This window comes from Actinophytocola glycyrrhizae (genome assembly GCF_042653545.1).
In the GTDB taxonomy this organism is placed as follows: domain Bacteria; phylum Actinomycetota; class Actinomycetes; order Mycobacteriales; family Pseudonocardiaceae; genus Actinophytocola; species Actinophytocola glycyrrhizae.
This window is the reverse complement of the sequence record NZ_JBHSIS010000009.1, coordinates 99177-121729: the sequence shown is the minus strand read 5'-3', so window position 1 is coordinate 121729 and position 22553 is coordinate 99177. Positions and strand designations below refer to the sequence as shown.

Sequence of the window (22553 nt, the reverse complement as noted above, 5' to 3'; positions counted from 1 at the left end):
AAGAGCATCACCTCGCGATCGGCAAGCCGGTTCCCTTACGGCGCGGGCCAAGACGTTCAGCTCCGGCAACGGGTTCCGTGCCGATGAGCGTGGCCGCAGGGTTCACGATGTTTGTTCCCCCGGCGCTCATGCGTCCGTCGCTGCCGCACGAGAGTGGCTCCACGGGTGGTGACGAGATGCCCGGGCGGCGAGGGCTTAGGGCCCTGACATCGGCGGCCGGAACGGACGAGTGTGAATGGTGAGACAGCAGCACCATCGGGAGAACCGCCATGACCGTCGTGAGACCGGACCGTGAGACGCTGCGGTCCGCGATCGCTCTTGCCGTTCGAGCCCCCTCGATTCACAACACCCAGCCTTGGCATTGGCTGGTCGGTGACGAGTCGGTCCACCTGTTCGCCGACTGGACCCGGCAGGTACCCGCCATCGACCCGGATGGTCGGGATCTGCTGGTCAGCTGTGGAGCGGCGCTGCACCACCTCCGGGTCGCGCTGGCCGCACTCGGCTGGGCCAGTACCGTGCACCGGCTGCCGAACCCGGCCACCCCGGAGCACCTGGCGTCGCTCGAGTTCCGGGGGCGCCGCTCCCGCCGGCCGCCCGCGCATGACGACCACCGGGCAGGGGCCGTGTGCGGTCAGCGCGTTGGCCACCGAGCCGAGGAGCAGGCTGCGGAAACCACCAAGCCCTCGGGACCCGACGACGATCAGCCCGGCGTCCTCGGTCTCCGCCACGAGCTGTTCACCGGGCTGGCCGGTGCGCAACTCGGTGTCGACGTCGAGGTTCGGCGCTGCCTGTAGTGCGACGTCGCGTGCCGCCGAAAGCCATTTCCTGCCCTGCTCGGCGAGCTCCTGCGCGTACAGGTCCGCTGGCGGCAGCAGCAGCGGCAGCTGGTCTCCCATGCCCGGTACCGGCGCTGGTTGAACCCGCGGTGCAGCCCTCCGCAGACAACGGCGAACAGCCCCACGACGGCGAGCCAGCCGCACACCGCCGCCAGCACCCCGGTGACCACGGCGTCCGATGAGGACAGTGGCGGGTCCACCGCGTCGCCGGACCGGTCCAGCCATACCGGGACTTCGGCACCGGCCTTCAGGCCGTCCTCCGCGCTGACAAGGCCGGTGCGGCTGGACCCGTCGGGCAGCCGCCAGCCGGCAAGCACTTCCGACCGTCCCTTGATCACCACGCCCTGCGCGCCGACGGTCGCCACCGGGGAGTCCTCGACGAGGACCGCGACCGTCTCGTGCCGGGTTCGCGCCTGCTGGGCGCTCTGCTCGGCGAGGCCCGTGTAGGTCACCGAGCCGAGGGTCGACATGACCGGCACCAGCGCGAGCGCGACCAGCACGAACCGGCTCACGATGGCACTCTCGGTCCGATCGACGCCTCGTGCCAGTGGGTTGCGGCCGGGACGCAGCAGCCGCGCCGGCATCGCCATCGCACTGCTGGCCGGGATCGGCATGCGCATCGCCGCGGCCGCGGGCACCCTCATGATGCTGCTCATGTGGGCAGCCGAATGGCCGCTGGACCGGTTCACCGACGCCGGTGAACCCACCATGTCGACCAACCCGGTCCTCGACTACCACATCCTCTACGCCCTCGTACTGATCTGGCTGGCCACCGCCACCGCCGGAATCACCTGGGGCCTCGGAAAGCAGTGGGCAAGGCTCCACTTCGTCGAGAAGAACCCCTGGCTGCGCTGACAACAAGAACCGGTGCTGCCGGCCACCCAACGGTGGCCGGCAGCACCATGCTCAGGACCGAGCGAACTACTTCTGCGTGGTGGAACGAGAATCCACGACCCTGATGCCGTTCTTCGCACACGAACGACCGGTTCTCAGTCGCGATCCCGCTGACCGCGAGTGGTCCGGCCGGGTCACCGGGGCCATAATGAACACATGGACCTCGATGACGCACGAGAATTCGTTCGCACACAACACCACGCGGTGCTGGCGACGACACGGTCGGACGGTGCGCCACAGATGTCGCCCGTCGTCGCGGCGGTGGACGAGGCCGGTTTCGTCGTGGTCAGCACAAGGGAGACGGCCTACAAAGTCCGCAACCTGCGCCGCGACCCGAAGGTCTCCCTGTGCGTTCTGCCGGACAACTTCTTCGGCCGGTGGCTACAGCTCGACGGTGTCGCCGACATCGTGTCACTGCCCGACGCGATGACCGCCCTCGAGGACTACTACCGCCGAATCTCGGGCGAGCACCCGGACTGGGACGAGTACCGGTCGATGATGCGGACGGAGCAAAGGGTTCTGCTGCGCATCCGCCTTCTCCGCGCCGGCCCCGACAACAGCGGCTGAACCAGCCGGAACGGAACATCCCTTCCTCGGCAGGATCTATACTGCGCTTGTGACTTCGTCTGAGCGCGATGGGGAAGATCCGCGTGGCCGGGCCGTCTACGAGCATTTGGTGGAAGTCCACGCGCTGTATCGGCGAGAGTTGGCCAAGCTGCGTGGCGAGATGGCGAAATGGTCGGCCGATCCCGGCGGGCCGGATCGCCTGGCGGACGCGGCCCGCGCCTTCTCGGATCAGCGGAAAAGCGACCTGCGCCTGAACTGTCTTCAGTTCTGCGATGCGCTCACGGCGCATCATTCGGTCGAGGACACGCAGATGTTCCCGCAACTGCGGGACTACTCGGCGGCTGCCGCACCGGTTGTCGACCGGCTCAGGATGGAACACGAGAAGATCGCCGATCTGCTGGCACAGCTGGAAAACACGCTCCGCCGACTGTCCGGGGATCCGTCGCTGGTGGCTGACGCGGCGCGGGCGCTCACTGCGCTCGCCACCGACCTGGAGGCCCACCTCGACAACGAGGAGAACAGCCTCGCCGGTCTGTTCGGGCTGCGCTGAACAGGTCGCACGTCCCGGTCAGTCACCACGAAGCCACGCAGGCGCGGTCTGCTCCCGGTTCGCGCCTTTCTCGAGCACCACCATGTTGTGGTAGAAGTGCATGCCCGTCACCTCGAGCCCGCTCGCGGTCGAGTCCTGCGCCTGCAGTTCGTCGACGACGGTCTTGAGAAAACCGACCGACGTGGCCGGATCACCGGCGTCAGTTCGGCCACCGTTCCACGCGGGCCAGTACGACGTCGCCAGGTCCTCGACGACGTACAGCCCGCCGTGTCGAAGCAACGGGAAGAGCGTCGTCAGGGAGACGATCACGTGCTCGCTCAGGTGACTGCCGTCGTCGATCACGATGTCGAACGGCCCATGACGGTCGTTCAGCGCCACCAGGAAGTCCACATCGGACTGATCGCCCCGGATCGTGCGGACCCGTGTCTCGTCGTGACCGGACTTGTCCGCGATGTCGACGCCGTGGATCAAGCCGCGACGGAAGTAGTGCTTCCACATTCGCAGCGAAGCGCCGCCCATTGCCGAGGACTGGTACCCGCCGATGCCGATCTCCAGAACTCGCACCGGGCGGTCCCGGTACGGGGCGAAATGCCGTTCGTAGTGTGGTGTGTACCAGTGCCCGCCCCACTTGTCCGAACCGAACCGCAGTGCCAGCGCCGCGAGGTCGTGACGGCGTGGCGAGCACGCCAGGACCAGCCGCCCCGCGGCGACCTGGGCGGCCTGCCAGCGCAGCATGGCCGGATCGTCCGGTGCCGGTGAACGCGGCCCCGGTTCGTCCCTGACCACGACCTGTCGCGTGCGGTCGGCAGGTGAGCCCGCGGGCCCGAAGACCGCGCGCACGAACTCCCCGAGGTCCTGGCGGATCCACACCTCCGGCTCCGGCACCCAGCCTGCCTTCACCGTGTCCGGACGGGCCTGGTCCTGGAGGCCGGTGGAAACCACGTAGCCGACAGGTTTCCCCGGCGTCAGCAGTTCGAACTGGACGGTGACGGGTATCGGCGGCTGGTCGAGCAGCGCGGCCCGCGAGAGCACCTCGGCCAGCACGGCCTCGGCGACCCGGTGCGGGTCGAGGTCCTGGTCGATGGTCGTCGGTTCCGGTCCGCTCGCCAGGGCTACCAGCAGCGCCGCCAGGTCGTGGTCGATCCCCTCGACCCGCGTACTCGATTCCACGTGACCGCCCCCTTCGGTTGTGCCGTCAGTCCTTCTGGAGGACGGCCTCCAACTCGATCTGGATCTTCACCTTGTCGGCGATGACCACGCCACCGCCCTCGATCAGCATGTTCCCGGTGATCCCGTAGTCGCTGCGGTTGATCTCCGCGGTCGCCGTGAAACCCGCGCGGGTGAACCCGTACGGATCCGGCCCGAAGCCGTTCGGCTCGATCCGCACCGTGACGGCCTTGGTCACCTCGTGGACGGTCAGGTCGCCGTCGAGCAGGAATGTGTCTCCGTCGACCCGCACCCCGGTCGAAACGAAGGTCATGGTCGGGTACTTCTCGACGTTGAGGAAGCCCTCGCCGCGGAGGTCCTCGTCCCGCGCGTCGTTTCCGGTGCTGATGGACGCCAGGTTGATCGTGGCCGTCGCGGTGGAGTCGAGCGGGTTCGGCGCCGTCGTGACGGTCGCCTCGAACTCGGCGAACCGGCCGCGAACATTGCTGACCATCATGTGCCGGACGCTGAAGCCGATCTCCGAATGAACGGGGTCGGCGACCCAGGTGCCGACCGTGTAGCCAGGAATGGTGGCGGTGTCCGGGTTGTTCACGCGTACTGTCCTCCAGGTCGGTTACTTGTGAGATCCTGGTTCCTGTCAGGAACCAGACCCGGACAAGTATCGAAGTAGCCGGGTTGGTTCAACAAGCAGGCACATTGATGTGTGCTGGTGTCACGGAGGGAACCATGGACCAGGCGGCGGCCGTACCGACGAGCGATTCCGCACCGGAGTTCTGCCGGGCGCGTGAGGTGCTCGACCGGGTGGGTGACAAGTGGTCCGTGCTGGTCATCACGCTCCTCGGCGACGGTACTCACCGGTTCAGCGAGCTGAAGCGCGCCATCCACTTCATCACCCAACGGATGCTCACCGTGACGCTGCGCGGACTCGAACGGGACGGCCTGGTCACCCGCACCGTCTACCCCGTCTACCCGGCCCGCGTCGAGTACTCCCTGACGCCCATGGGCGACTCGCTCCTCGACACCCTGCGCGCCCTGCTGACGTGGAGCGTCGGGCACGTGGAGCAGATCGACGAGGCAAGGCGGCGCTATGACGGGCTCCTGGACGACACCGTGACCGCGGATCGGTAGTCCGCTCACAACGACTCCACCGCAACGGCTCCGGCCAGCTCGCCCAGCACCGGCACCAGGTCGGCGGGGGCGGGCATGGCCGCGATCTCCCGGGCGATCGCACGAGCGGCCTGGCGGTAGGCCGGCGAGCCCGTCAACGCGGCGACCGCCTCGGTGACCCCCGACGACGTCACCTCGCCCGGCATCATCCGCATCCCGGCGCCGACTCGCACCAGGTCGTCGGCGTTCGAGAACTGGTCGGCCCCGGAGGGGATCACCAGTTGCGGCAGTCCGGCCGACAGCGCGCCGAGGAACACCCCGCTCCCGCCGTGGCACACGACGAGGTCAGCGTGCGGCAGCACCTGTGCCTGGGCCACGAAGCGTTCGACGCGCACGTTGCCCGGCAGCCGCGGCGCTACCCGGTCGTGTCGCGAGCCGACCACGGCCAGCACGTCCGCGTCCAGCGCGGCGACGCCACGCAGCACCGCGTCCAGCACCGCGTCGTCGAGGTCGAAGACGGTGCTGAAGACCAGGTACACCAGCGGCTTGTCGCGGTCACCCGGCACCCAGCCGGGCATCCGGTCGGTCCGCCCGCTCCACGCGACCGGCCGGACCGGGTGCCGGTCGACGAGTTCGACGACCGGCGGGTCCGGCTGCAGGCTCGGTGGCCAGAAGTCGAGGAAGGTCTGCGCACGCCAGTCGGGCAGGTCCGCGGTGCCGCCGTGCTCCCGCCACAGCCGGTCGAGATGCCCCGAGATCGCGTCGTGCATCCTGGCGGGCAGCGACCGGCCCTGGATGTGCGAGACGACCGGCACGCCGGCCAGCCGCGCCGCGAGTGCCGCCCCTGGGCAGTACGGCTCGTGCAGCACCACGTCCGGCCGTTCCCGTGCCAGTACGGGGAGAAGGTCCCGCATCACGCGCTCGGCGAGTATCTCCGCCGCGACCGGCGCGATCGCCAGCTCGCCCGCCGAGGACAACTCAGGACGCCGGCGTATCGCCTCGGTCCAGCCCCACTCCAGGGACGCGGCGACCCGGTGGCCGGTGAACCCCGCGGACCGGACCAGGGGCAGAAGTTCCTCCCCGATCGCGAAGATCACGTCGTGGCCGGCGTCCCGGCACGCCACGGCAACCGGCATGAGCGGGTAGATGTGGCCGTAGTTGGCCAACCCGGCGATGAGTACCCGCATCAGCGCCGACCCGTCACCAGGTAGTCCGGTCCCGCGAGGTGCTCGACCCGGCAGTCTCGGAAACCGGCCTCCGCCAACCAGGTCAGGCAGTCGGCTTCCGTGTAGTCGAACCCGCCGGGGCTCTCCAGCAGCATGTGCAGGCTCATCAGCAGCGCACTGGTGCGCTCCCTGCGTTCGTCGTCGATCAGGGTGTCGTAGACGACGACCAGCCCGTCCGGTGCGAGCGCCTCTCGTGCCTTGCGCAGCAGCATGCGCTTCGTCTCCAGGTCCCAGTCGTGCAGGACGTGTCCGAGCACGACCACGTCCGCCCTCGGCAGCGCGTCGGTGAAGAAGCTGCCCGGTGCGAACGACATCCGTTCGGCCAGGTCGAACTCCTTCACGGTCTCCTCGAAACCGGGCCGCACCTGCCTCAGGTCGAACCCGGTACCGGTGAGATGTGGATGCTGTCTCAGCAACCGGGCCAGCAGCGCGCCATCGGAGCAGCCGACGTCGACCACCGTGCCGAACTCGGCCCATGGCAGGCGGTCCGGCAGCGCGGTCGCACTGGCCGCTGCCCCAGCCGACATGGCCCGCTGGAACCTGCGTGCCCGGTCCGGGTCGGCGTAGAGCACGTCGAACGGATCGGTGGCACCGTCGCCTGCGTTGTTCTGCGGCGCACCGGTGCGCAGTGCCGTCGTGAGCCCGGCCCAGCTCGGATACCACAGCTCGCTCGCCAGTTCCAGGATGCCGCCGACGTAGGTCTCCTGGTTGGCCCGGTCGAGGAACGCGGCCGTGGCGGCGGTGTTGCGATACCGGCCCGCCTCGCGGTCGAGCAGCCCGAGCGATACCAGGGTGTCGAGGAAGTCCCTGGTGCCGCGCGGATGCAGGCCGAGCCGGGCACCCAGCTCGACTGCGTCTCCCCGCGCCACCGCCAGTTCCGTGAACACGCCGAGCTCGACCGCGGCCTGCACCACCTTCGCCGGCCAGAATCCGAGCCCGAGCTGGATGATGTGGGCACGCCAGTCGGACACCGGCGGACCGGCCGGACCCGGCGCCACGAGGCGCCGCACCTCGGCGCTGTCGTGCACGTCCGCGAAGTGAGTGGCCATGCCGTCGACGAACCACCAGGTGTGCGCGAACTCGACCGTGCCAGCGACCCCGCTCTCCCGGCCGCGCATGTGGTGTGTGCCGAGCACGACGACCCGCTGGCCGGACTCCAGGAACTCGCGCGGCTCGGCACGGATCTCGCTGAACACGGTGCGCGCCCGCGCCATGAACCGGCGGACCTCGCCGAGCCCGTTCTTGGTGCCTCCGAGACCGAAGTCGGCCATGCCGTCCGGATGTGTCCACTCGATCCCGGGCGAGAAGCACGCGAGGGCGCGGTCGAGGTCACCGGAGGCGAACGCGGCGTAGGAGGTCTTGATGACGTCGGTGTTGGTACCCATGCCGGAGTCCTCTCTACGTCGATGCCTGCGCGGACACCAGCTCCGGGAGGTGGTGTGCCAGCGTCCTGCGCAGACCGGTTCGCCAGTCCACCTCGCACCGTCCGGCGAGGCTGACGCGCACGGTGTTGTCGAAGATGTGGGTGTCCCTGGTGACCTCGCTCTCGCGGAACCTCGCAGGCGCGCCCGCGAGGTCGGCCAGGTAGGTCAGGATCTCCTGAACACTCACCACGTCGTCCCCGGCCCAGTTGACCACTCGCGCCGGCACCGTCGCGGCCTGCCACAGCAGCGGCGTCTGCCTGGCGATGTCGTCGGTGTGGATGGGGTTGCACCAGTTCTGCCCGTCCACCGGCACCTCGATCTCCGCACCGCCGAGCATCCGCTTCAGGAGCAGCAACGGCATGCCGCCGTGACCGTGCGGGCCGTAGGCGATGTTGAGCCGGGCGATCGTCGTGGGCAGCCCGAGGGTGGCGGCGAACGCCCGGACCGTTCCCTCCGCGGCGATCTTGCTCACCGGGTAGGTCGGCAGCCAGGGCAGCTCGGCGCCGAGCGGGTCGGTCTCGCGGTGCCGGTGGTCCCGCGACTGCCGTGCGTAGACCGCGCCGGAGGACACGTACAGGAACGCCTCCGCCGACCGGCAGTGCGTCATCAGGCGGCCCGCGGCCACGCAATTGACTTCCACCGCGGTGTCGAAGTCGGTGCCGTCGCCCCGGTACATGGCGGAGTGCAGGACATGGGTGAAGTCGTCCGGCAGGCCGTCGAGCCGATCGGCCGACATGTCCCAGCGCCAGGTCCGCATCCCGTCCGCGACGAGCTGCCGTTCGGCCTCCCGGTCGGCGAACCGCCCGAGACACCAGACCTCGTTGGCTTCGGCCAGCGCCTGCGCCACCGGCCGGGCCACCTGGCCGGTGGCGCCGGTGACGAGGATCTTCTTCCCGTTCAGCATCAGCGGTCACGTCCGTTCAACGCGCGGTCCAGCTCGCCACGCAGGATCGACTGGAAGGTCCGGACGTGCTCGGCACCCATCAGCGTGTAGTGCTCGCCCGGCACGTCGAGGTACCTGTTCGGTTCCCTGGTGAAGTCGTCCCACGCACGCAGTTGCGTCCGCAGCCAGTCCTCCTTGGTGCCACGCAACGGGATCGCGTAGAAGACGCTGACCGACCGCACGGTCCCGCTCGGCGTGTAGTCACGCCCGAGGCCGACCATCGACTGGGCGAGGTCGACCCACGCCGCGAACTTGTCGACGGTGAGGTCGAGCTCGGCGAGCCGCTGCTCCGGTGCGACCCTGACGAGGTACTCGAGCTGCATTCTCCGGTCCGGCAGGGACTGCCTCAGCTTCCTCGGCAGCTCCGCCGCCTGCTCCCTGCTGATCAGGGACAGGAAGGACGCCAGGTTCACCGCACCCTCGGTGAAATCCAGCTCGTGCATCCGGTCCTGGATGTGCGGTGGCAGGTTGAAGATGCCGACGAAGTCGACGCGCTCCCCCATCGCCTCGAGTGCCTTGGCGATCTCGAACGCCACGGCGCCGCCGTAGGAGTAGCCCGCGATGGCGTAGGGCCCAGCGGGCTGTTCCGCGCGAATGGCCCGGACGTAGCACTGGACCATCTCGTCGAAACTGCCGAAGTACGGCTCGTCCTTGCCGAAACCACGGGCTCGCAAGGCATGGAACGGCCGCTCGTTCACGAAGTACTTGGCCAGGTTGACGAACACCAGCACCTCGCCGACCCCGGGATGGACGCAGAACAGCGGTGTCCCGTCGCCGCTGTGCTGGAGCGTCACCAACGGGTCGTAGTCCTCCGTCCCCGGGTGGTGCCCATCGCCATCCAGGCCGCGCAGCCACCTGGCCTGCTCGCGGATCGTCTGCGCACGCAGGAACCGCACCACCGGCAGGTCCGGCAGGCCGAAACGCTCCTCGACGTGGTGCTTGAGCCGCAACACGTCCAGTGACGTGCCACCGAGGTCGAAGAAGCTCGCGCTCGTGCCGACCGATTCCGGCGGCACGTCGAACATGTCCGCGTAGATCGCGGTGAGCGTCCGCTCCACGTCGTCCTCTGGCGCGGTGTACTCGCCGAGCCGGCGGCTGCTCAGCTCGGCGATCGACCGCACGGTCGCGGCGAACTCGCCGGCCTCGAGCCGCTTGCGCACCCGCGAGCGCTGGATCTTGCCGAGGCTCGTCTTGGGCAGGTCGGCCTTCGTCACGGGCAGGATCAGACCTGGACGGAACCCCCAGTGCAGGACCACGCTGTTGCGGATGGCGACCACCAACCGGTACAGGCTGTCCTCGTCCGGCGTGCCGCTCGGGCAGAACGCGACGACGAGTTGTTCGGTGTCCTCGCCGGGCCGGCGGGTGGGGAAGGCCGCGACGTAGGACTTCTCGACGCCGTCGAGCTGTTCGAGCGCGGCCTCCAGGTCGTGGCTGAAGTAGTTGACCCCGTTGACGATGATGCTGTCCTTGCTGCGCCCGGTCAGGCTCAGCCGGCCGTCGCGGATCGTGCCCTGGTCACCGGTCCGGAACCATCCGTCGGCCGTGAACGCCGCCGCGGTCGCGGCGCTGTCGTTGAAGTAGCCGCCGAAGACCATCGGGCCGCGCACCTGCAGCTCACCGATCTCGCCTTCTGGCAACGGCACGTCGTCCTCGGTGACCCGCATCTCGAACCCGTCGACCGGCCGGCCGAGGGACGCGAACTCCCGGCCGTCGTCGACGTCGGGGAACTCGGTCGAGAAGACGCTGCCCGCGCAGGTCTCGGTCATGCCGAACCCGGGAACGATCGCCGACCGGGACAGCCGCAGCGGCGCGAACCGGTCGAGGAGCGCACGCGCGGTGGCGCACACCGTGGCCTCGCCGCCGGAGATGACGTGGCGCACCGAGGAGAGGTCCAGTCCGCGGTCCGGCGCCTCCTTGTTGAGCTGCCCGAGAAGGAAGTTGGGGGCGAAGGTCAGTGTGACCCGGTTGGCGTCGACCAGCCGGAGGAACCGCGCGGGGTCGTTCAGGACGACCCCGGGCTCGACCTGCACCTGCTCCGCACCCGCCCGCAGTGCCAGGAGGTGGGACTCCACCGCCGCGATGTGGTCGAAGGCGATCCAGTTCATGGCCACGTCCTGGGCGGTCACCGCCAGCCGCTCGGCCTTCGCGGACATCGACGCGAGCAAATTCCCGTGGGTCAGCATCACCGCCTTCGACGTGCCCGTGGAACCGGAGGTCAGCATGAGCAGCGCGAGGTCGTCGCGTGCCGGCTCATAGGTGTTCGTCCCGGCCGGGGACCCCAGCAGGTCCTCCAGGCAGGCGACCGGCAGGTCCGGAGGCAGCGGAAGGTCGCGGCGCAGGTCTCGGGTGGTCACCAGCAGTGAGCAGCCGAGCAGCCGGGTGACATGGCCGAGGTGGTCCTGCCATCGCCCGTGGTCGGAGCGCGGTGGGGTCATGGGGCAGGGCACAAAGCCCCCCAGCACACATCCCCAGAAGGACCGGATGAAGTCCTGTGGTCGTTCGAGCAGCAGCAGCACCCGGTCCCCCGGGCGCAACCCCGACCTGACGAGTCCATTGAGGACGGCATCGGCCTGGTCGAGCAACGCCGGGTAGGCCACTTTGCCGGACTCCGCCTCGGTGACGAAGGTGATGCCGGACAACGGATTGATCGCGGCCGCATTCATGAGAAGGTCGCGCAGGACGGCGGACTTGTACGTGAGCATGAAGAAACCCCCCAAGAAACAAGCACTATCGCTGACCCAGACGGGCGGAAGTGATTCTTTCCCTCTATGTGACGCACGCGAGCACGGGCACATGCCACGCAGGCAGAATTCGTCGACCCGAAGCGGTATCAGCCGAATTTCAGGCGTCAAGGACACCGTTCCAGGCCAACTGCCTTCCACGCACATCGTTGTTCGCAGAAAGCAAGTTCCCCCAACGCAAGCTGATCACGCCGCGCCGACGTGCACGCTTCACTAACCCCCAGTTCCAAGCTCTCCTCGACCGTAGCACAGCTGTCCTGAACCCCGGAAGCCCCGGATTCGGAGAATCACTCAGCGGTCGGAAACGATCGTCCACAACGGATCAACTGCGATATCCCTGATTATCGTGCGAACCAGGAACCTGACACGGAGAGGCCTGATCGCAAAGCAAACGTCGCACGTGGCGTCCGGTCACCGACTCACGTCTCGACGAAGTCGGCGCTACCGCGGTGCGGGTCTGCCCTCGTCGGCCGGACAGGTCCTGGGAGGGCAGAGAGTCCACTGTGGCGGGTTTCGACTTCCCTTACCTGAGCGGATGGCGGCGGCAGCACTGGCGGCCACCGCTGACCCCGCCTGTCGCGCGCGGTGGGCCGCCACGTGGACGCGGTTGCCGCACACGGCAGGCGAACAGAACCGCCAAGACCGATTGCGGGACAGGTCGACGAACACGGCGTGACAGTTCGACCAGTGCAGGACGTGCCGGACAATGTGACTATCGGCGTGGTGATCCTGTTCGACAGCGGCGGATCTCGTGGGCGAACAATGACATCAGGGCATGGCATGACCGGATTGCACGGTCCTTTTCGCCGTGGCTCGAGTGATCGATGGTCGGAAAGGACTCCTCGATGCCCCCCGAGAACGAGATACCGGCACGTCGGGCTGCCCGGCAGCCACTTCCACACCTCGGAGGAGAGTCTTCCCGATCCAGGTGACGATGGCCAGGCGCGGCTGGTCGCGGGGTGCAGGCGTTGTCGGTCGAGCGCGCTTCCTCGGCTTGCGCGGCCTCCAGTTCCGCCTGAGCCTCATTGATCGCGTCGACCACCGCCGCCGTCCACGCCCGCTTTGATCGTGTGCCGGAGCCTGCGCAGCTTGGTACTCGCCTGTGTTTGCCGACGAGCACGAGCCCCCAGATACGTGAGGGCTACGTCACCGTGAGCCCGTGCATCGACAGGAGACGATCCCGCTTGGCCTTCACCCGTTGCCTGCGGTCCTTTTCCAGCTCTCTCAGACGTTTCTCGAACTTGTCACCACTCGCCTCGACCTTACGGGCCACCTCGTTGAGTGTTCTGACCGTGTCGTCGAGCTGCTTCTTTCTCTCGTCATGGCCGAACTCGGTACCGAGGAAGGTCATGTTCAGTCTCTTGACGAGGCCGCCGTTCACCAGGTCGCGCGACCCGACGATCCTGTTGACCTCCTTGACCTTCTCCTGCACCACCTTCAGCTGGGCCGAGATCTCACCCGGCTCTCTCCTCGCGGCCGCGACCGCCGCCTTGCCATTGGGCCGCACGCGCAGCGAGGCTGACACGCTCGTGATCTTCTCACGGGTCCTCAGGACAACGTTCAAGGCGTGGTGGCACACTTCCTTCTTCTGCCGGACTTTCCGCTGTTCGATCACGATTCCCAGGTAGTCCGGGTCGTTCTGCTCCAAGTCGTCGGCGATGACCCGGTCGAGCTCGCCGAGAACCATCTGACGGCTGTGGGGAAGGCGCGCGATCTGTTGTCTGCGATGCTTGACCTCGTCGCGCATCGACCGGTATTCGTCGTAGACCGCGCGGTCCCCGTTCGCCCACAACAGCAGCCACAGGTGCCGATCCTTGACCCGGGTCTCGGACTTGATCTTCGCGATCCTGGCTTCGGCCTCTCCCCTGGCCGCGTCGGCGTTCCCACGAAGCTCATCGAGGGTCTTCAGCCGGTCGAGCAACTGGCTGACACGGTCGTCGGACCATGAGTCGGACATGCGGCGCCTCCGGGATGACGACAACCCGTTCACTGTATGCGCAGCCCGGACGGCTCGGGTACCGACAGATCCGAATGACCGCAATGTGTCCAGTTGGTCCGCCCGGCGGAACGTTGTCACCGCAAGCGCCCATGGTGTCCGCCCGCCTGCGCATCCAGATCCAGGCAAGGCTCTCGACCTTGGCCGGAGCGGAGCTGACCCCCGGATCACCGCTGTACCGGACGTTCGGCTTCCGGCAGAGGTGACACACCCGGTCCCCTCTGCCGGACGGAGTCTTCCTGGCGGCGTGCCGATGGAGTGCCCGGTGCGATAACGTCGGTCCGTCGTGATCTCCGGAGGGGGCCATGAGAACCGACGTACCCGCCCTGGCGCGGCGATGACCGCGTCCACCGAGCCCGTACCCCTGCCCGCCGAGGTGATCCTGCCCGGACGGTGGGAGATGGTCGCCCGCCGCGGTCTGCAGAACCTGCTGGACTCGTCACTGGCCATCGGCGCCGGGTGTGTGACCGGGTTGCTGGCCGGGCTCGTCGTCACGCCCGTGGTGAGGTGGGGCATGGTCCCGCCGATGACGATCCTCTGGGCGCCCTTTGTCACCTTCTGTGTGGTCGCGATCGCGACCGACCTGCTGATCCACGTGTGGGTGCCGCTGCGCCGCGGCGGTGTGACGCCGGGGATGCTGGTGGTGGGGTTGCGGATCGAGACCACCCGGGGCGGTGCGCCCGGGGTCCGCGACTACCTGGTCCGCTGGTTCCTGTTCACAGTGGACGGTCTGCTGCTGGGGCTGGTGGCCGTGGTCGGCATCGCGGTGACCGAGCGGCGTCAGCGCGTCGGTGACCTCATCGCGCGGACCGTGGTCGTGCGCGTCAGCTGACCAGCCCGCGCTGCCACGCCCAGATCGCGATCTCGGTGCGGTTCCGGACACCCAGCTTCGCCTGCACGCTCGCCAGGTGTGACTTCACCGTCGACAGCGAGATGGTCAGGTCCGCGGCGATCTCCGCGTTCGTGCGGCCCCGCGCGACGGCGAGCACCACGTCCAGCTCCCGGGTGGTGAGCGGGACCTCCGCCGCGGCCTTCGACGAGTCGTGGGTGAAGTGGCGCAGCAGGCGCACGGTCACCGACGGCGAGACCATCGCCTCGCCCTTGGCGGCGGCGCGCACCGCCTCGGCCAGCCACCTCGGGCCCGCGTCCTTGAGCAGGAACCCGCAGGCGCCGGCGAGCAGCGCCGCGTAGACGTTCTCGTCGACATCGTAGGTGGTGACCACGACCACCCGCAGCGGGTCCGCGACGTCGGGACCCGCCAGCAGCTCGGTCGCCCGCAGACCGTCCATCCTGGGCATCCGGATGTCCATGAGCGTGACGTCCGGGCGCAGGCTGCGCGCCAGCCGCACCGCGCTCTCACCGTCGGCGGCCTCACTGATGACCTCGATGTCGGGCTCGGCGTCGAGCACGAGCCGGAAACCGGTCCGGACCAGCACCTGGTCGTCTGCCACCAGCACCCGGATGGGCATCAGACCCCTCTCGTCGGTTCGTTCGCCCGCGCCAGGGGCAACCGGGCCGTGGTGTGCCAGCCACCGTCCCGCGGTCCCGCCGTCAGCGTCCCGCCCAGCGCGGCGACCCGCTCGGTCATGCCGATGATGCCGTAGCCCGGCTCCCCGTCGGCGACGGCTCCTTCGGGGAGGTCGTTGCCGACGTCCAGTTCCAGGTCCCCGTCGGTCACCCGGACCGTGACCCGCACGTCCGTGGCCTGCCGGGCGTGCCTGCGGACGTTGGTCAGCGACTCGAGGAGCACCCGGTGCAGCACCGCGGCGACCTCCGGGGAGACCGGCAGGTCGTCGAGCTCACCGGGCAGGTCGACGCGGACCGCGCCGCGACCGTCCGCGACGGACCGGATCACCGCGCCCAGATCGGTGCCGGGCAACGGCAGCTGGTGCTCGTCGTCGCGCAACATGCCGACGAGCCCGCGCATCGCGGTCAGGCCCTCGGCCCCGGTCTCCTCGATCTCGCGGTAGGTCTCGGCCGGGTCCTGTGCCGGTGCCGCGGGGTTCCTCGCCAGCGCACCCGCCGCCTGTGCGCGCACCACGATCCCGCTGAGGTAGTGCGCGACCAGGTCGTGCAGTTCCCGTGCCATGCGCAGCCGATCGTGCATGCGCGCCTCACGCAACGCCCTGTCGTGCCGGGTGTCGGCGTCGCGGAGCACGAGGCCGACCGCCAGCGCCACACCCCACAACAGGGCCGCCGGCGCGGCCAGCAACGCCGCCGTCGAGCCGATCCCGTAGCGCACCACGGGTGCCAGCACCACCGCCGCGCCGCCTGCGGCGGTCAGCACGACCGCGTTCACCACCGGCAGCCGTCGGCAGCCCGCCCCCACGAGCACGACGACGGCGAGCACCTCGGTGACCACCGACGGGTCGTCCGGCGCCAGTCCCGCCACGTTCGCCGCCGCACGCGCACCGGTGCCTGCCAGGGACAACCCGACCACGATCGCCGCAAGCCGCCCGATCCGGCCGGGAAGCCTGCGCCGGAGCACCGCCAGGACGGCGAACGCGGTCCCCAGGTAGGGCAGCACCACGGAGAGCAGGGGGCCGGCGAACCCACCGGTCCGTTCCGTGCGCAGTACGAGCACCGCGTCCAGCACCGAGGCGGCGGCCAGCACGGCGACCTCGGCGACGAAGACGCCGCGGCGGGCGGGCGGGCCTGCTGTGGACATGCTTATCCTCGCGCGTGCTTGACCTCGTCGATGTAGGCGTTGGAGGCGGGCAGGTAGCTCAGCACCACGGCGAGCACGGCGACCGCGGAGCTGACGTAGCTCAGCACGTCCGCCGCGCCGCCGACGAACAGGAAGCCGACCTGGACCAGGGTGAGCACCGTCAGCACGACCCGCGCCCAGTTGCGGCCAGCCTTCAGTTTGAACGCCAGCCACAGGTAACCGAGGACGATCACCGCCGCGACCGCGATCCCGGCGCCCTGCGTGAGGGTCACCGCCGCGTCGACCTCGGCGTCGCTGAGCGAGGTGTCCCTCCTGCGCAGCTCTTCTTCGAGCTCCGGCCCGGACGTCGCGAGGAACACCGCGCTCGCGATCGTGGTCACGGTGGCCGCGAGGAAACCGAGGAACGACAGGGTGATCGTGCCCGGCGGACTGGTCCGCCGCGTTGAGGTAGCCATGGCGAAAGCGTATGGCGGGCCGGAACCGGCTGCCCGGCAACGAGAACCGGCATCGGCCGAAAGTACTACCGCGTCGTGGACGCCGCGGCCGCGGTCCTGCTGGGATGGGTGGCGCCAGAATCCCTGCCACGAAAGGACTGCCGTGCGCAGACCGACCGCGGGCGTGGTGCTCACCATCACCACGGCGCTCGTGTTCACCGGGACGACCGTGCCGGTGAACGCCACGACCGATCCGTTCTCCCGCTACGCCGAACAGGAACTGGCCTGGGGGCCGTGCGCGTTCGCCCCGCAACCGGGCGCGCTGCCCGCGGAGTGCGCGCTGGTGACCGTGCCCCGGGACTGGGCCGCGCCCGACGCGGGCCGGGACCTGGTCGTCTCGGTCAGCCGGGTCGCCGCGTCCGGTGAGCACCTCGGCTCGCTGCTGATCAACCCCGGCGGTCCTGGTGGGCAGGGCACGTCCCTGCCCGGTGCGCTGGCCGCCGTCCAGCCCGCACTCCACGAGCGGTACGCGCTGATCGGCATGGACCCGCGCGGCACCGGCCAGGAAGGCGGCACCGCGCCCGAGACGTGCGAGGTGCCGGTCGACCGCCTGTCGCAGCGCACCGACCTCGACGCGCGTGACCGGTCGGCCGACAGCATCACCGAGCACCTCAAGCTGCCGCGAGCGGTCGCGGAGGCGTGCCAGAGCGAAGCGCTCGCGCCGTTCCTCACCACCTGGCAGACCGCGCACGACATGGAGCTGATCCGGCTCCTGCTCGGCGAGGCCACACTGGACTACCTGGGTTACTCCTACGGCACCTGGCTCGGCGCGAAGTACGCGTCGCTGTTCCCGGACAGCGCGGGGAAGCTGGTGCTGGACTCCAGCACGAACTTCCAGGACAGGCTGCAGGCCGCGTTCGAGGCGTGGCCGCCGATCAACCAGCGGCTGTTCGAGGAGACGTTCCTGCCGTGGATGACACGGCAGTTCCCCGCCGAGGTCGGCGCCACGGTCGAGGAGGCCGCCGCGAACTGGGAACGCGGCCGCCGGTTCTTCGCCACCGCGGGCACGAGCCCGGACGACTACGACGCGATCTTCACCGGCATGGGCTCGCCGCTGCGGTGGGCGCTGGGCGCGCTGGTGTTCCTGGTGGGTGTGGCAGGCGCGGACGGCGAGACGTCCACGCCGGTACCGGCCGACCCGGACCTCGCCGCCCTGCTGGACGCGCGGTCCCGCGCACGATTCGGGGTGCCGCTGGCCGGGCTGACCCCGTCCGCGGCCGTACGGGCGCTCGCCGACGACTCGGCGGACTACCGGCTCGTCCCCGCGACCCGGTACGCCGTGGCGTGCGGCGACCAGCCGACCCGCTCGGCGGCCTGGTACCGGCGGCTGTCGGACCGGCAGGGCCCCGCTTACCCGATGTACGGCTGGCTGTACGGGTTGAGCGAACCGTGCGCGTTCTGGTCCGACGAGCCGCGCCAGGACCTGCCCGTGCTGCCGGCCGAGGTGACCGGGCGGGTGCTGGTGGTGCAGGGCGAGTTCGACCCGCAGACCGGCTACGAGCAGGCCCGCGCGGCGGTGCGGGCCGCGCCGGGGGCGAGCATGGTGTCGGTGGACGACAGCCCCTTCCACGGCCAGTACGCCTTCGACGGCAACCCGTGCGTGGACGGCATGGTGAACGTCTTCCTGCTGCACAACTCCCGGCCGGGGAACGTGACCTGCCCGGGCATCCCGCTGCCCAGCGAGACCGAGGTCCACCCGGTGCCCGGCCCGGTCCGCACCCCCGCGGTCCCGGCCACGGCGACGGCCTTCGCGGCGCCACTGCCCGAGCTGCGCGCCTCGGTACAGGCGATGATCAGCGACGCCAACGCCGCCGGCGCGGCTGCCCCGGCACGTGCCGCTGGGACGGGTGGGGAGAATGTGTGGATGGATATTCGTGAGGTGCCGATCGCCGACGAGTCGATCCGGCTCGGCCAGTTCCTCAAGCTGGCCGGGCTGGCCGAGGACGGCGGTCAAGCCAAGATGCTGATCGAGGGCGAGGACGTGACCGTCAACGGCCGGGTGGAGGTTCGCCGGGGCCGCCAACTCGAGAACGGTGACGTGGTCGCGGTCGGCGAGGAGAAGATCCGGCTCGTCAGCGGCCGCTGAGCCGCTCCGGGTTCGACACGCGGCCCGGCCCGTGGACGAAGACTTCCGGCACGTGAAGGAGTGAAGGAAACCGGACACGGGTTGGAGCTGTACAACGGATCCGGCAGCGCGGGACCGGGCGGTCGACATCCCGGGCAGAGCCCCTACTGGCTGTCCGCGCCGGACCCGTACGTCGACGCGGTCGCACCGGCCAACGAAGTCCCGGTGACCGACCCGGCGAACCTGGTCGGCCCGCCCGACGACCGGTTCGCGACGGTGTCCGGACGGTTCACGAAGTTCCTCGTGCTCGACTTCGGCGCAGGCGAGGAGGGTGTCGGCGACCTGGAGGTGAGCTTCCACCAGCCGCCCGGCACGATCGTGCAGTCCATGGACGTCCACTTCCTCGACGGGAACGGCCAGGACCTCGGCCAGGGCCAGCTGACGATGATCGGCCCGGGTACCCGCGTCACGACGGTCACCAACCCGTCGACGCGACCCTACCGGTTCCTGCGGCTTCGCACGGGCGTGCAGACCGCACGGTTCGACTCCATGCGAGCGGAGGCGGTGGCGTCGTGATCACACGCTTGGCCGTACGGTCAAGGAGACCGTCACCTAGCTGGTGGGCGATAGGATGTAGGAGAACCGACGGATTCTCGGGGTCCACAGCTGGAACAGTTCCAGGTCAGCGACTGTGACGAGGCTCGAGATCCGTGTCATGCCGTTGTGCAGCCGAATCCAGTGTCGGAGCTCACCGTCGACGATGTGGCCGCGGATCGGGTTCGTCCATGTGTTGCCGGTGATTCGAGGCCGGAGATCGTCGACGAACTGTGGCCAGGGAGTGTCCGGCGGACGGTGCATCAAACCGCCCAGTCGGCTGGCTTCCTGATCCTCGCTGGTGTCGAGAATCTGGCCGAGAAGCCGGGAGTGCGCAGTGAGCAGCCCCAGTAGCACGATGACCGCCTGGTACTCGCCGGGATGCCCGTCGTCGCCGAGAAAGCGGGACGCCTCGGACAGATCTCGGGTCGAGCGAAGCATGCGGTAAAGGTTCATCAGGCGCTTCGCCTCGCGAGGTGTACCGATCAGCGGGTCCAGCGCCGCAAGCATTGCTATTTCGTCGTCGCCCAGTGGTCTGGGAGGAGCGGGGTACGGGTCCGCGTCTTGTGCGTCCAGTTCAGAACCTGGCTCGATGGGAATCTCCGGCAGGTAGGTCGTGAGCGCAATGCCCGGCGGCGCTTCCGCTACCGGCGCCGGATCAGTCACAACCGGACTCGCCTCGTCGATCATCGAGCGCAGCAATTTGCTCAGCGAGCCGGGCGTCATTCCTGGCAGCACCATGGGGATGTTCAGGATTTTCTCGAGATAGTCCTCCGGCGTCGCCAGACGGTTGGAGCCGTCGCTGTGCTGCAGAATCTCGTCGTAGTGGGAGCTCAGTGAGCGCAGCAGCCAACGCGGATCCACTCCGACCACAACGACGAACAGGTCGAGAGCCAGCAACAGGTGCACTGCCTGTAGTACCTCCACGACCTGCTGGGAACTGCACCGATCGAGGTCATCGATGTAGAGCACGATTCGATCGATTGGTTGACGTACAGTGCCATCCTGAGCCGTCGGATTCCTCCGCCAGTCGGCCATCAGGTCGACCAACTGTTCGAAGTCCTTGCGGATGATGGAAATCAACCCGAGGTTGCTCGTGTAGGCGTCACCATGCGCCCGGTCGGCGAGGAACGAGTAGAGCCGACGACCCGGACTCAACTCGGTCAGTTGGCGTCCCAGTTCGCCAACCCGTGCGACCACCTCATCGAGCTGCGCCTCGGCCACCCGCTGATCGGCCTCCGCTCTCCGGAGACCTTCGACCAACTCGGGTTCCGCCGCGCCGGTGTGCAGCCTGCGGCCAGCTCACGCAGCTTGCGTAGTCCCGACCGAGCTGCGCCCATGGCCGCGATACCGGTGCCGGCGAGCGCCGCGAACAGTCCTCCACCGACTGCGGCCACCCACTCCCGCACGGCGGGTGCGAATACAACCGCGAACGTCGTGACGACAAGAACCACGGCCGCGACGGCCAATACCAACCGGCCTCGCCGATCCCATGGCGACCGCCGCAGTGCATCAACCTCTTCCAATGTGCCACGCATCTGCTCGGCGAGCAGCTTGCCCTGTTCGACAGTGTCGTCGAGTCCTAGCCGAGCCCACAGGCTGGTCACCTCGCGCCGAGAGATCGACGACCTGAGCAGTGCGCCAAGCAGCCCACGCGCGCACGTCTCCCGATCGGCGATCGCCTGGTCGATCTGGCGCTGGAGGGCGGCGGTCTCGGCTCGAGCCTGATCGGTCGCCGCTTCGATGGCCCTGCGCTGGCTCAGTTGACCGGCCAGCTCCGTCCGCAGCAGGCGGCGGTTTCGCTCGGGATTCGATCCGTCGTCGGCGAGCTGCCGGAAGATCACGTCGCCGAGGCTGGCCCAGAGATTACTGTCGGCGTAGTGCCAGGCGTTGAACCCGATCTGTTCGATCGTCGCACAGTAGGCGGGATTGCCGGACGCGGCCAGGTCGTCCACCCGTTGCCGGAGCATACCCATGAAGTAGCTCTTGCCCGATCCCCATTCCCCGAAGACGCCGACCGACAACGGCAGTGGCGTACGTCGATCGGCGATGACCGTGGCCAGCATGGATACGTAGGGCGTGACCCCCAGCTGGTCTTTGTCGAGCGAAATCCCACAATTGGGATCCACCCTGTCAGTAGACACTCCACCTGCGAGGTCAACACTGGAGTACTCCGTGGCCCCTTCCCCGCTCGTCGGGTCTGCAGCGCCGTCCGCCTCCCCCAGCGATGCCGCGACGGGGTACGTCGACGCGCTCGTGTCGGAGAACATGGTTGGGAAATTCTGGCCCCATGCCCGTCGAATCGCCGCCTCGGTATCCACGTCTATGCACACGAACACCAGACTTTCGAGTGAACCCGCGGCGGCGCGCACCGCAGCCGGCACCGCGACCTCCGCGACGGTGGCGGGGCGTAATCCCAGTACTCCCGTCGCGAGGAGTGGCATACCCAGCGAGCGGACACCGTGCTGTTGCGCCGCAGCGACCGCCGCCTTGGTGGCCATCTCAATCGTGTCCAGGCTGGGTCGTGGCTCGCCCGGTGCGTCGTGCGGAGTCACGATGATGGCGAGCGACAGGTTGGCCTTCGGCTCCGTGCGCGACGGAGGCAGAGGGAGGATGACCGGCTGTTGCGGCACGATCAGGTCGAACTCCACCGACGTCCACGCCGCCTGCGGATACGTGTTCCGCACGGCCAGGCCAAGGCTGCCGAGAGTCCCCCCTGCCGATATGACAATGGCATCGATCTTCGACAACCATGGTCGATCCGTTTGCACGACCCAGCACTCTGTCGCCCCCACCCGGCCCAAACGGCTTTGCGTCACAGCGACATTGTCCAGCAATCGACACGGGCCGGGCACCCCCTCCCGAATTTCGAGGCCAGTAACGCGGCATACAAGATCGCGTTCACGATCTCCCGCAGGTCATGCACCCCTCGCAGTCTCCTGCTCGCGCCGCGCCACCCGCGTCATGCCACCAAGATCGTCTCGGTCGCGTAGGAATGACGACCAACTGCGGCGAGAGCTACGGCCGACTGGTGTGGATCAAGCAGAATTACCCAACGCCGATTTTGCTTCCCCGCGCCATCGGCTGCCGAAGCCTCTTTTCGCCCTGATTCCGGCCCGGGATCGGGGCGTGATTCCCGTCGGCGAGCCACCGTCGTGCTGACAGCGCACGCCGGGAGACGTTATGGCACGCCCCGTGGGCGCACGATCACATTGCTGGATGACGGTGCCGCTCGCCGACACCAGTACGTGAACAATGTTCGCGTTTATCGGTAGATCACC

At 68.8% G+C, this 22553-nt stretch carries 20 protein-coding genes and 2 pseudogenes; 7 read left to right on the top strand and 15 right to left on the bottom strand.

All coding sequences use genetic code 11. The features are described from left to right. Positions 1 to 56 precede the first annotated feature (56 nt). The gene (locus ACFPCV_RS20465; protein ID WP_378057860.1) at positions 57 to 1061 is read right to left on the bottom strand and encodes a universal stress protein; all 1005 of its coding nucleotides are present in this window, start codon (positions 1059 to 1061) and stop codon (positions 57 to 59) included. Further along, positions 947 to 1420, bottom strand: a pseudogene (locus ACFPCV_RS39015) (Rv1733c family protein); the annotation flags it as partial. The gene ACFPCV_RS20465 and the pseudogene ACFPCV_RS39015, both read right to left, overlap by 115 nt. On the opposite strand from ACFPCV_RS39015, the pseudogene ACFPCV_RS20460 reads away from it, so the two are divergent. From ACFPCV_RS20460 to ACFPCV_RS20450, 3 genes and pseudogenes are all read left to right on the top strand, one after another. After that, positions 1413 to 1691 (top strand): annotated as a pseudogene (locus ACFPCV_RS20460) (hypothetical protein); the annotation flags it as partial. The pseudogenes ACFPCV_RS39015 and ACFPCV_RS20460 sit on opposite strands and share 8 nt — an antisense overlap. A gap of 195 nt (positions 1692 to 1886) precedes the next feature. After that, the gene (locus ACFPCV_RS20455; RefSeq protein ID WP_378057859.1) at positions 1887 to 2297 is read left to right on the top strand and encodes a PPOX class F420-dependent oxidoreductase; all 411 of its coding nucleotides are present in this window, start codon (positions 1887 to 1889) and stop codon (positions 2295 to 2297) included. 49 nt (positions 2298 to 2346) lie between these two features. Further along, the gene (locus ACFPCV_RS20450; RefSeq protein WP_378057858.1) at positions 2347 to 2847 is read left to right on the top strand and encodes a hemerythrin domain-containing protein; all 501 of its coding nucleotides are present in this window, start codon (positions 2347 to 2349) and stop codon (positions 2845 to 2847) included. Positions 2848 to 2865: 18 nt separating this feature from the next. On the opposite strand, the gene ACFPCV_RS20445 is transcribed toward ACFPCV_RS20450, so the two are convergent. Together ACFPCV_RS20445 and ACFPCV_RS20440 are read right to left on the bottom strand one after the other, a co-directional pair. After that, on the bottom strand, positions 2866 to 4017 hold the full coding sequence (locus ACFPCV_RS20445) for a class I SAM-dependent methyltransferase (RefSeq protein ID WP_378057857.1): 1152 nt from the start codon (positions 4015 to 4017) through the stop codon (positions 2866 to 2868). A 25-nt stretch (positions 4018 to 4042) separates the two neighbouring features. Continuing rightward, positions 4043 to 4606, bottom strand: a complete 564-nt coding sequence (locus ACFPCV_RS20440; RefSeq protein ID WP_378057856.1) for a YceI family protein — start codon at positions 4604 to 4606, stop codon at positions 4043 to 4045. Positions 4607 to 4740: 134 nt separating this feature from the next. On the opposite strand from ACFPCV_RS20440, the gene ACFPCV_RS20435 reads away from it, so the two are divergent. Beyond that, complete coding sequence (locus ACFPCV_RS20435) at positions 4741 to 5142, top strand: winged helix-turn-helix transcriptional regulator (protein ID WP_378057855.1); 402 nt, start codon at positions 4741 to 4743, stop codon at positions 5140 to 5142. A gap of 5 nt (positions 5143 to 5147) precedes the next feature. Here the strand turns inward: ACFPCV_RS20435 and ACFPCV_RS20430 are convergent, their stop codons facing one another. The 6 genes from ACFPCV_RS20430 to ACFPCV_RS20405 all read right to left on the bottom strand — a co-directional run bounded on the left by ACFPCV_RS20430 (position 5148) and on the right by ACFPCV_RS20405 (position 13412). Continuing rightward, positions 5148 to 6308, bottom strand: a complete 1161-nt coding sequence (locus ACFPCV_RS20430; protein WP_378057854.1) for a glycosyltransferase — start codon at positions 6306 to 6308, stop codon at positions 5148 to 5150. Then, positions 6308 to 7732, bottom strand: a complete 1425-nt coding sequence (locus tag ACFPCV_RS20425; RefSeq protein WP_378057853.1) for a methyltransferase — start codon at positions 7730 to 7732, stop codon at positions 6308 to 6310. Before ACFPCV_RS20425 ends, ACFPCV_RS20430 begins: the two co-directional genes overlap by 1 nt. A 13-nt stretch (positions 7733 to 7745) precedes the next feature. Then, positions 7746 to 8675: an NAD-dependent epimerase/dehydratase family protein gene (locus ACFPCV_RS20420; protein WP_378057852.1), complete on the bottom strand. Its 930-nt coding sequence runs from the start codon at positions 8673 to 8675 to the stop codon at positions 7746 to 7748. Next, positions 8675 to 11416 carry an alpha/beta fold hydrolase gene (locus ACFPCV_RS20415; protein WP_378057851.1) on the bottom strand — a complete coding sequence of 914 codons (2742 nt, stop codon included), beginning with the start codon at positions 11414 to 11416 and terminating at the stop codon, positions 8675 to 8677. The genes ACFPCV_RS20420 and ACFPCV_RS20415 overlap by 1 nt, the downstream gene beginning before the upstream one ends. A 480-nt stretch (positions 11417 to 11896) precedes the next feature. Then, positions 11897 to 12124 carry a CGNR zinc finger domain-containing protein gene (locus tag ACFPCV_RS20410; RefSeq protein WP_378057850.1) on the bottom strand — a complete coding sequence of 76 codons (228 nt, stop codon included), beginning with the start codon at positions 12122 to 12124 and terminating at the stop codon, positions 11897 to 11899. Positions 12125 to 12596: 472 nt separating this feature from the next. Continuing rightward, on the bottom strand, positions 12597 to 13412 hold the full coding sequence (locus tag ACFPCV_RS20405; RefSeq protein ID WP_378057849.1) for a hypothetical protein: 816 nt from the start codon (positions 13410 to 13412) through the stop codon (positions 12597 to 12599). A gap of 376 nt (positions 13413 to 13788) precedes the next feature. On the opposite strand from ACFPCV_RS20405, the gene ACFPCV_RS20400 reads away from it, so the two are divergent. Beyond that, positions 13789 to 14283: an RDD family protein gene (locus ACFPCV_RS20400; protein WP_378057848.1), complete on the top strand. Its 495-nt coding sequence runs from the start codon at positions 13789 to 13791 to the stop codon at positions 14281 to 14283. Here the strand turns inward: ACFPCV_RS20400 and ACFPCV_RS20395 are convergent. Genes ACFPCV_RS20395 through ACFPCV_RS20385 form a run of 3 tightly spaced genes read right to left on the bottom strand, consistent with a single transcriptional unit; the run spans position 14276 to position 16574 of the window. After that, the gene (locus tag ACFPCV_RS20395) at positions 14276 to 14920 is read right to left on the bottom strand and encodes a response regulator (RefSeq protein ID WP_378057847.1); all 645 of its coding nucleotides are present in this window, start codon (positions 14918 to 14920) and stop codon (positions 14276 to 14278) included. The two genes, ACFPCV_RS20400 and ACFPCV_RS20395, sit on opposite strands and share 8 nt — an antisense overlap. Then, positions 14920 to 16119, bottom strand: a complete 1200-nt coding sequence (locus ACFPCV_RS20390) for a sensor histidine kinase (RefSeq protein ID WP_378057846.1) — start codon at positions 16117 to 16119, stop codon at positions 14920 to 14922. The genes ACFPCV_RS20395 and ACFPCV_RS20390 overlap by 1 nt, the downstream gene beginning before the upstream one ends. Before the next feature lie 2 nt (positions 16120 to 16121). Beyond that, complete coding sequence (locus ACFPCV_RS20385) at positions 16122 to 16574, bottom strand: hypothetical protein (protein ID WP_378057845.1); 453 nt, start codon at positions 16572 to 16574, stop codon at positions 16122 to 16124. Positions 16575 to 16716: 142 nt separating this feature from the next. On the opposite strand from ACFPCV_RS20385, the gene ACFPCV_RS20380 reads away from it, so the two are divergent. Both ACFPCV_RS20380 and ACFPCV_RS20375 read left to right on the top strand, forming a co-directional pair. Next, on the top strand, positions 16717 to 18699 hold the full coding sequence (locus ACFPCV_RS20380; protein WP_378057844.1) for an alpha/beta fold hydrolase: 1983 nt from the start codon (positions 16717 to 16719) through the stop codon (positions 18697 to 18699). A gap of 60 nt (positions 18700 to 18759) precedes the next feature. Further along, a complete protein-coding gene (locus ACFPCV_RS20375; RefSeq protein ID WP_378057843.1) occupies positions 18760 to 19254 on the top strand; it encodes a hypothetical protein in 495 nt (164 codons plus the stop codon). A 36-nt stretch (positions 19255 to 19290) separates the two neighbouring features. On the opposite strand, the gene ACFPCV_RS20370 is transcribed toward ACFPCV_RS20375, so the two are convergent. Both ACFPCV_RS20370 and ACFPCV_RS20365 read right to left on the bottom strand, forming a co-directional pair. Next, positions 19291 to 20496 carry a P-loop NTPase fold protein gene (locus tag ACFPCV_RS20370; protein ID WP_378057842.1) on the bottom strand — a complete coding sequence of 402 codons (1206 nt, stop codon included), beginning with the start codon at positions 20494 to 20496 and terminating at the stop codon, positions 19291 to 19293. Continuing rightward, positions 20436 to 22022, bottom strand: coding sequence for a P-loop NTPase fold protein (locus tag ACFPCV_RS20365; RefSeq protein WP_378057841.1), 1587 nt, complete (start codon positions 22020 to 22022; stop codon positions 20436 to 20438). Before ACFPCV_RS20365 ends, ACFPCV_RS20370 begins: the two co-directional genes overlap by 61 nt. Positions 22023 to 22553: the final 531 nt, after the last annotated feature.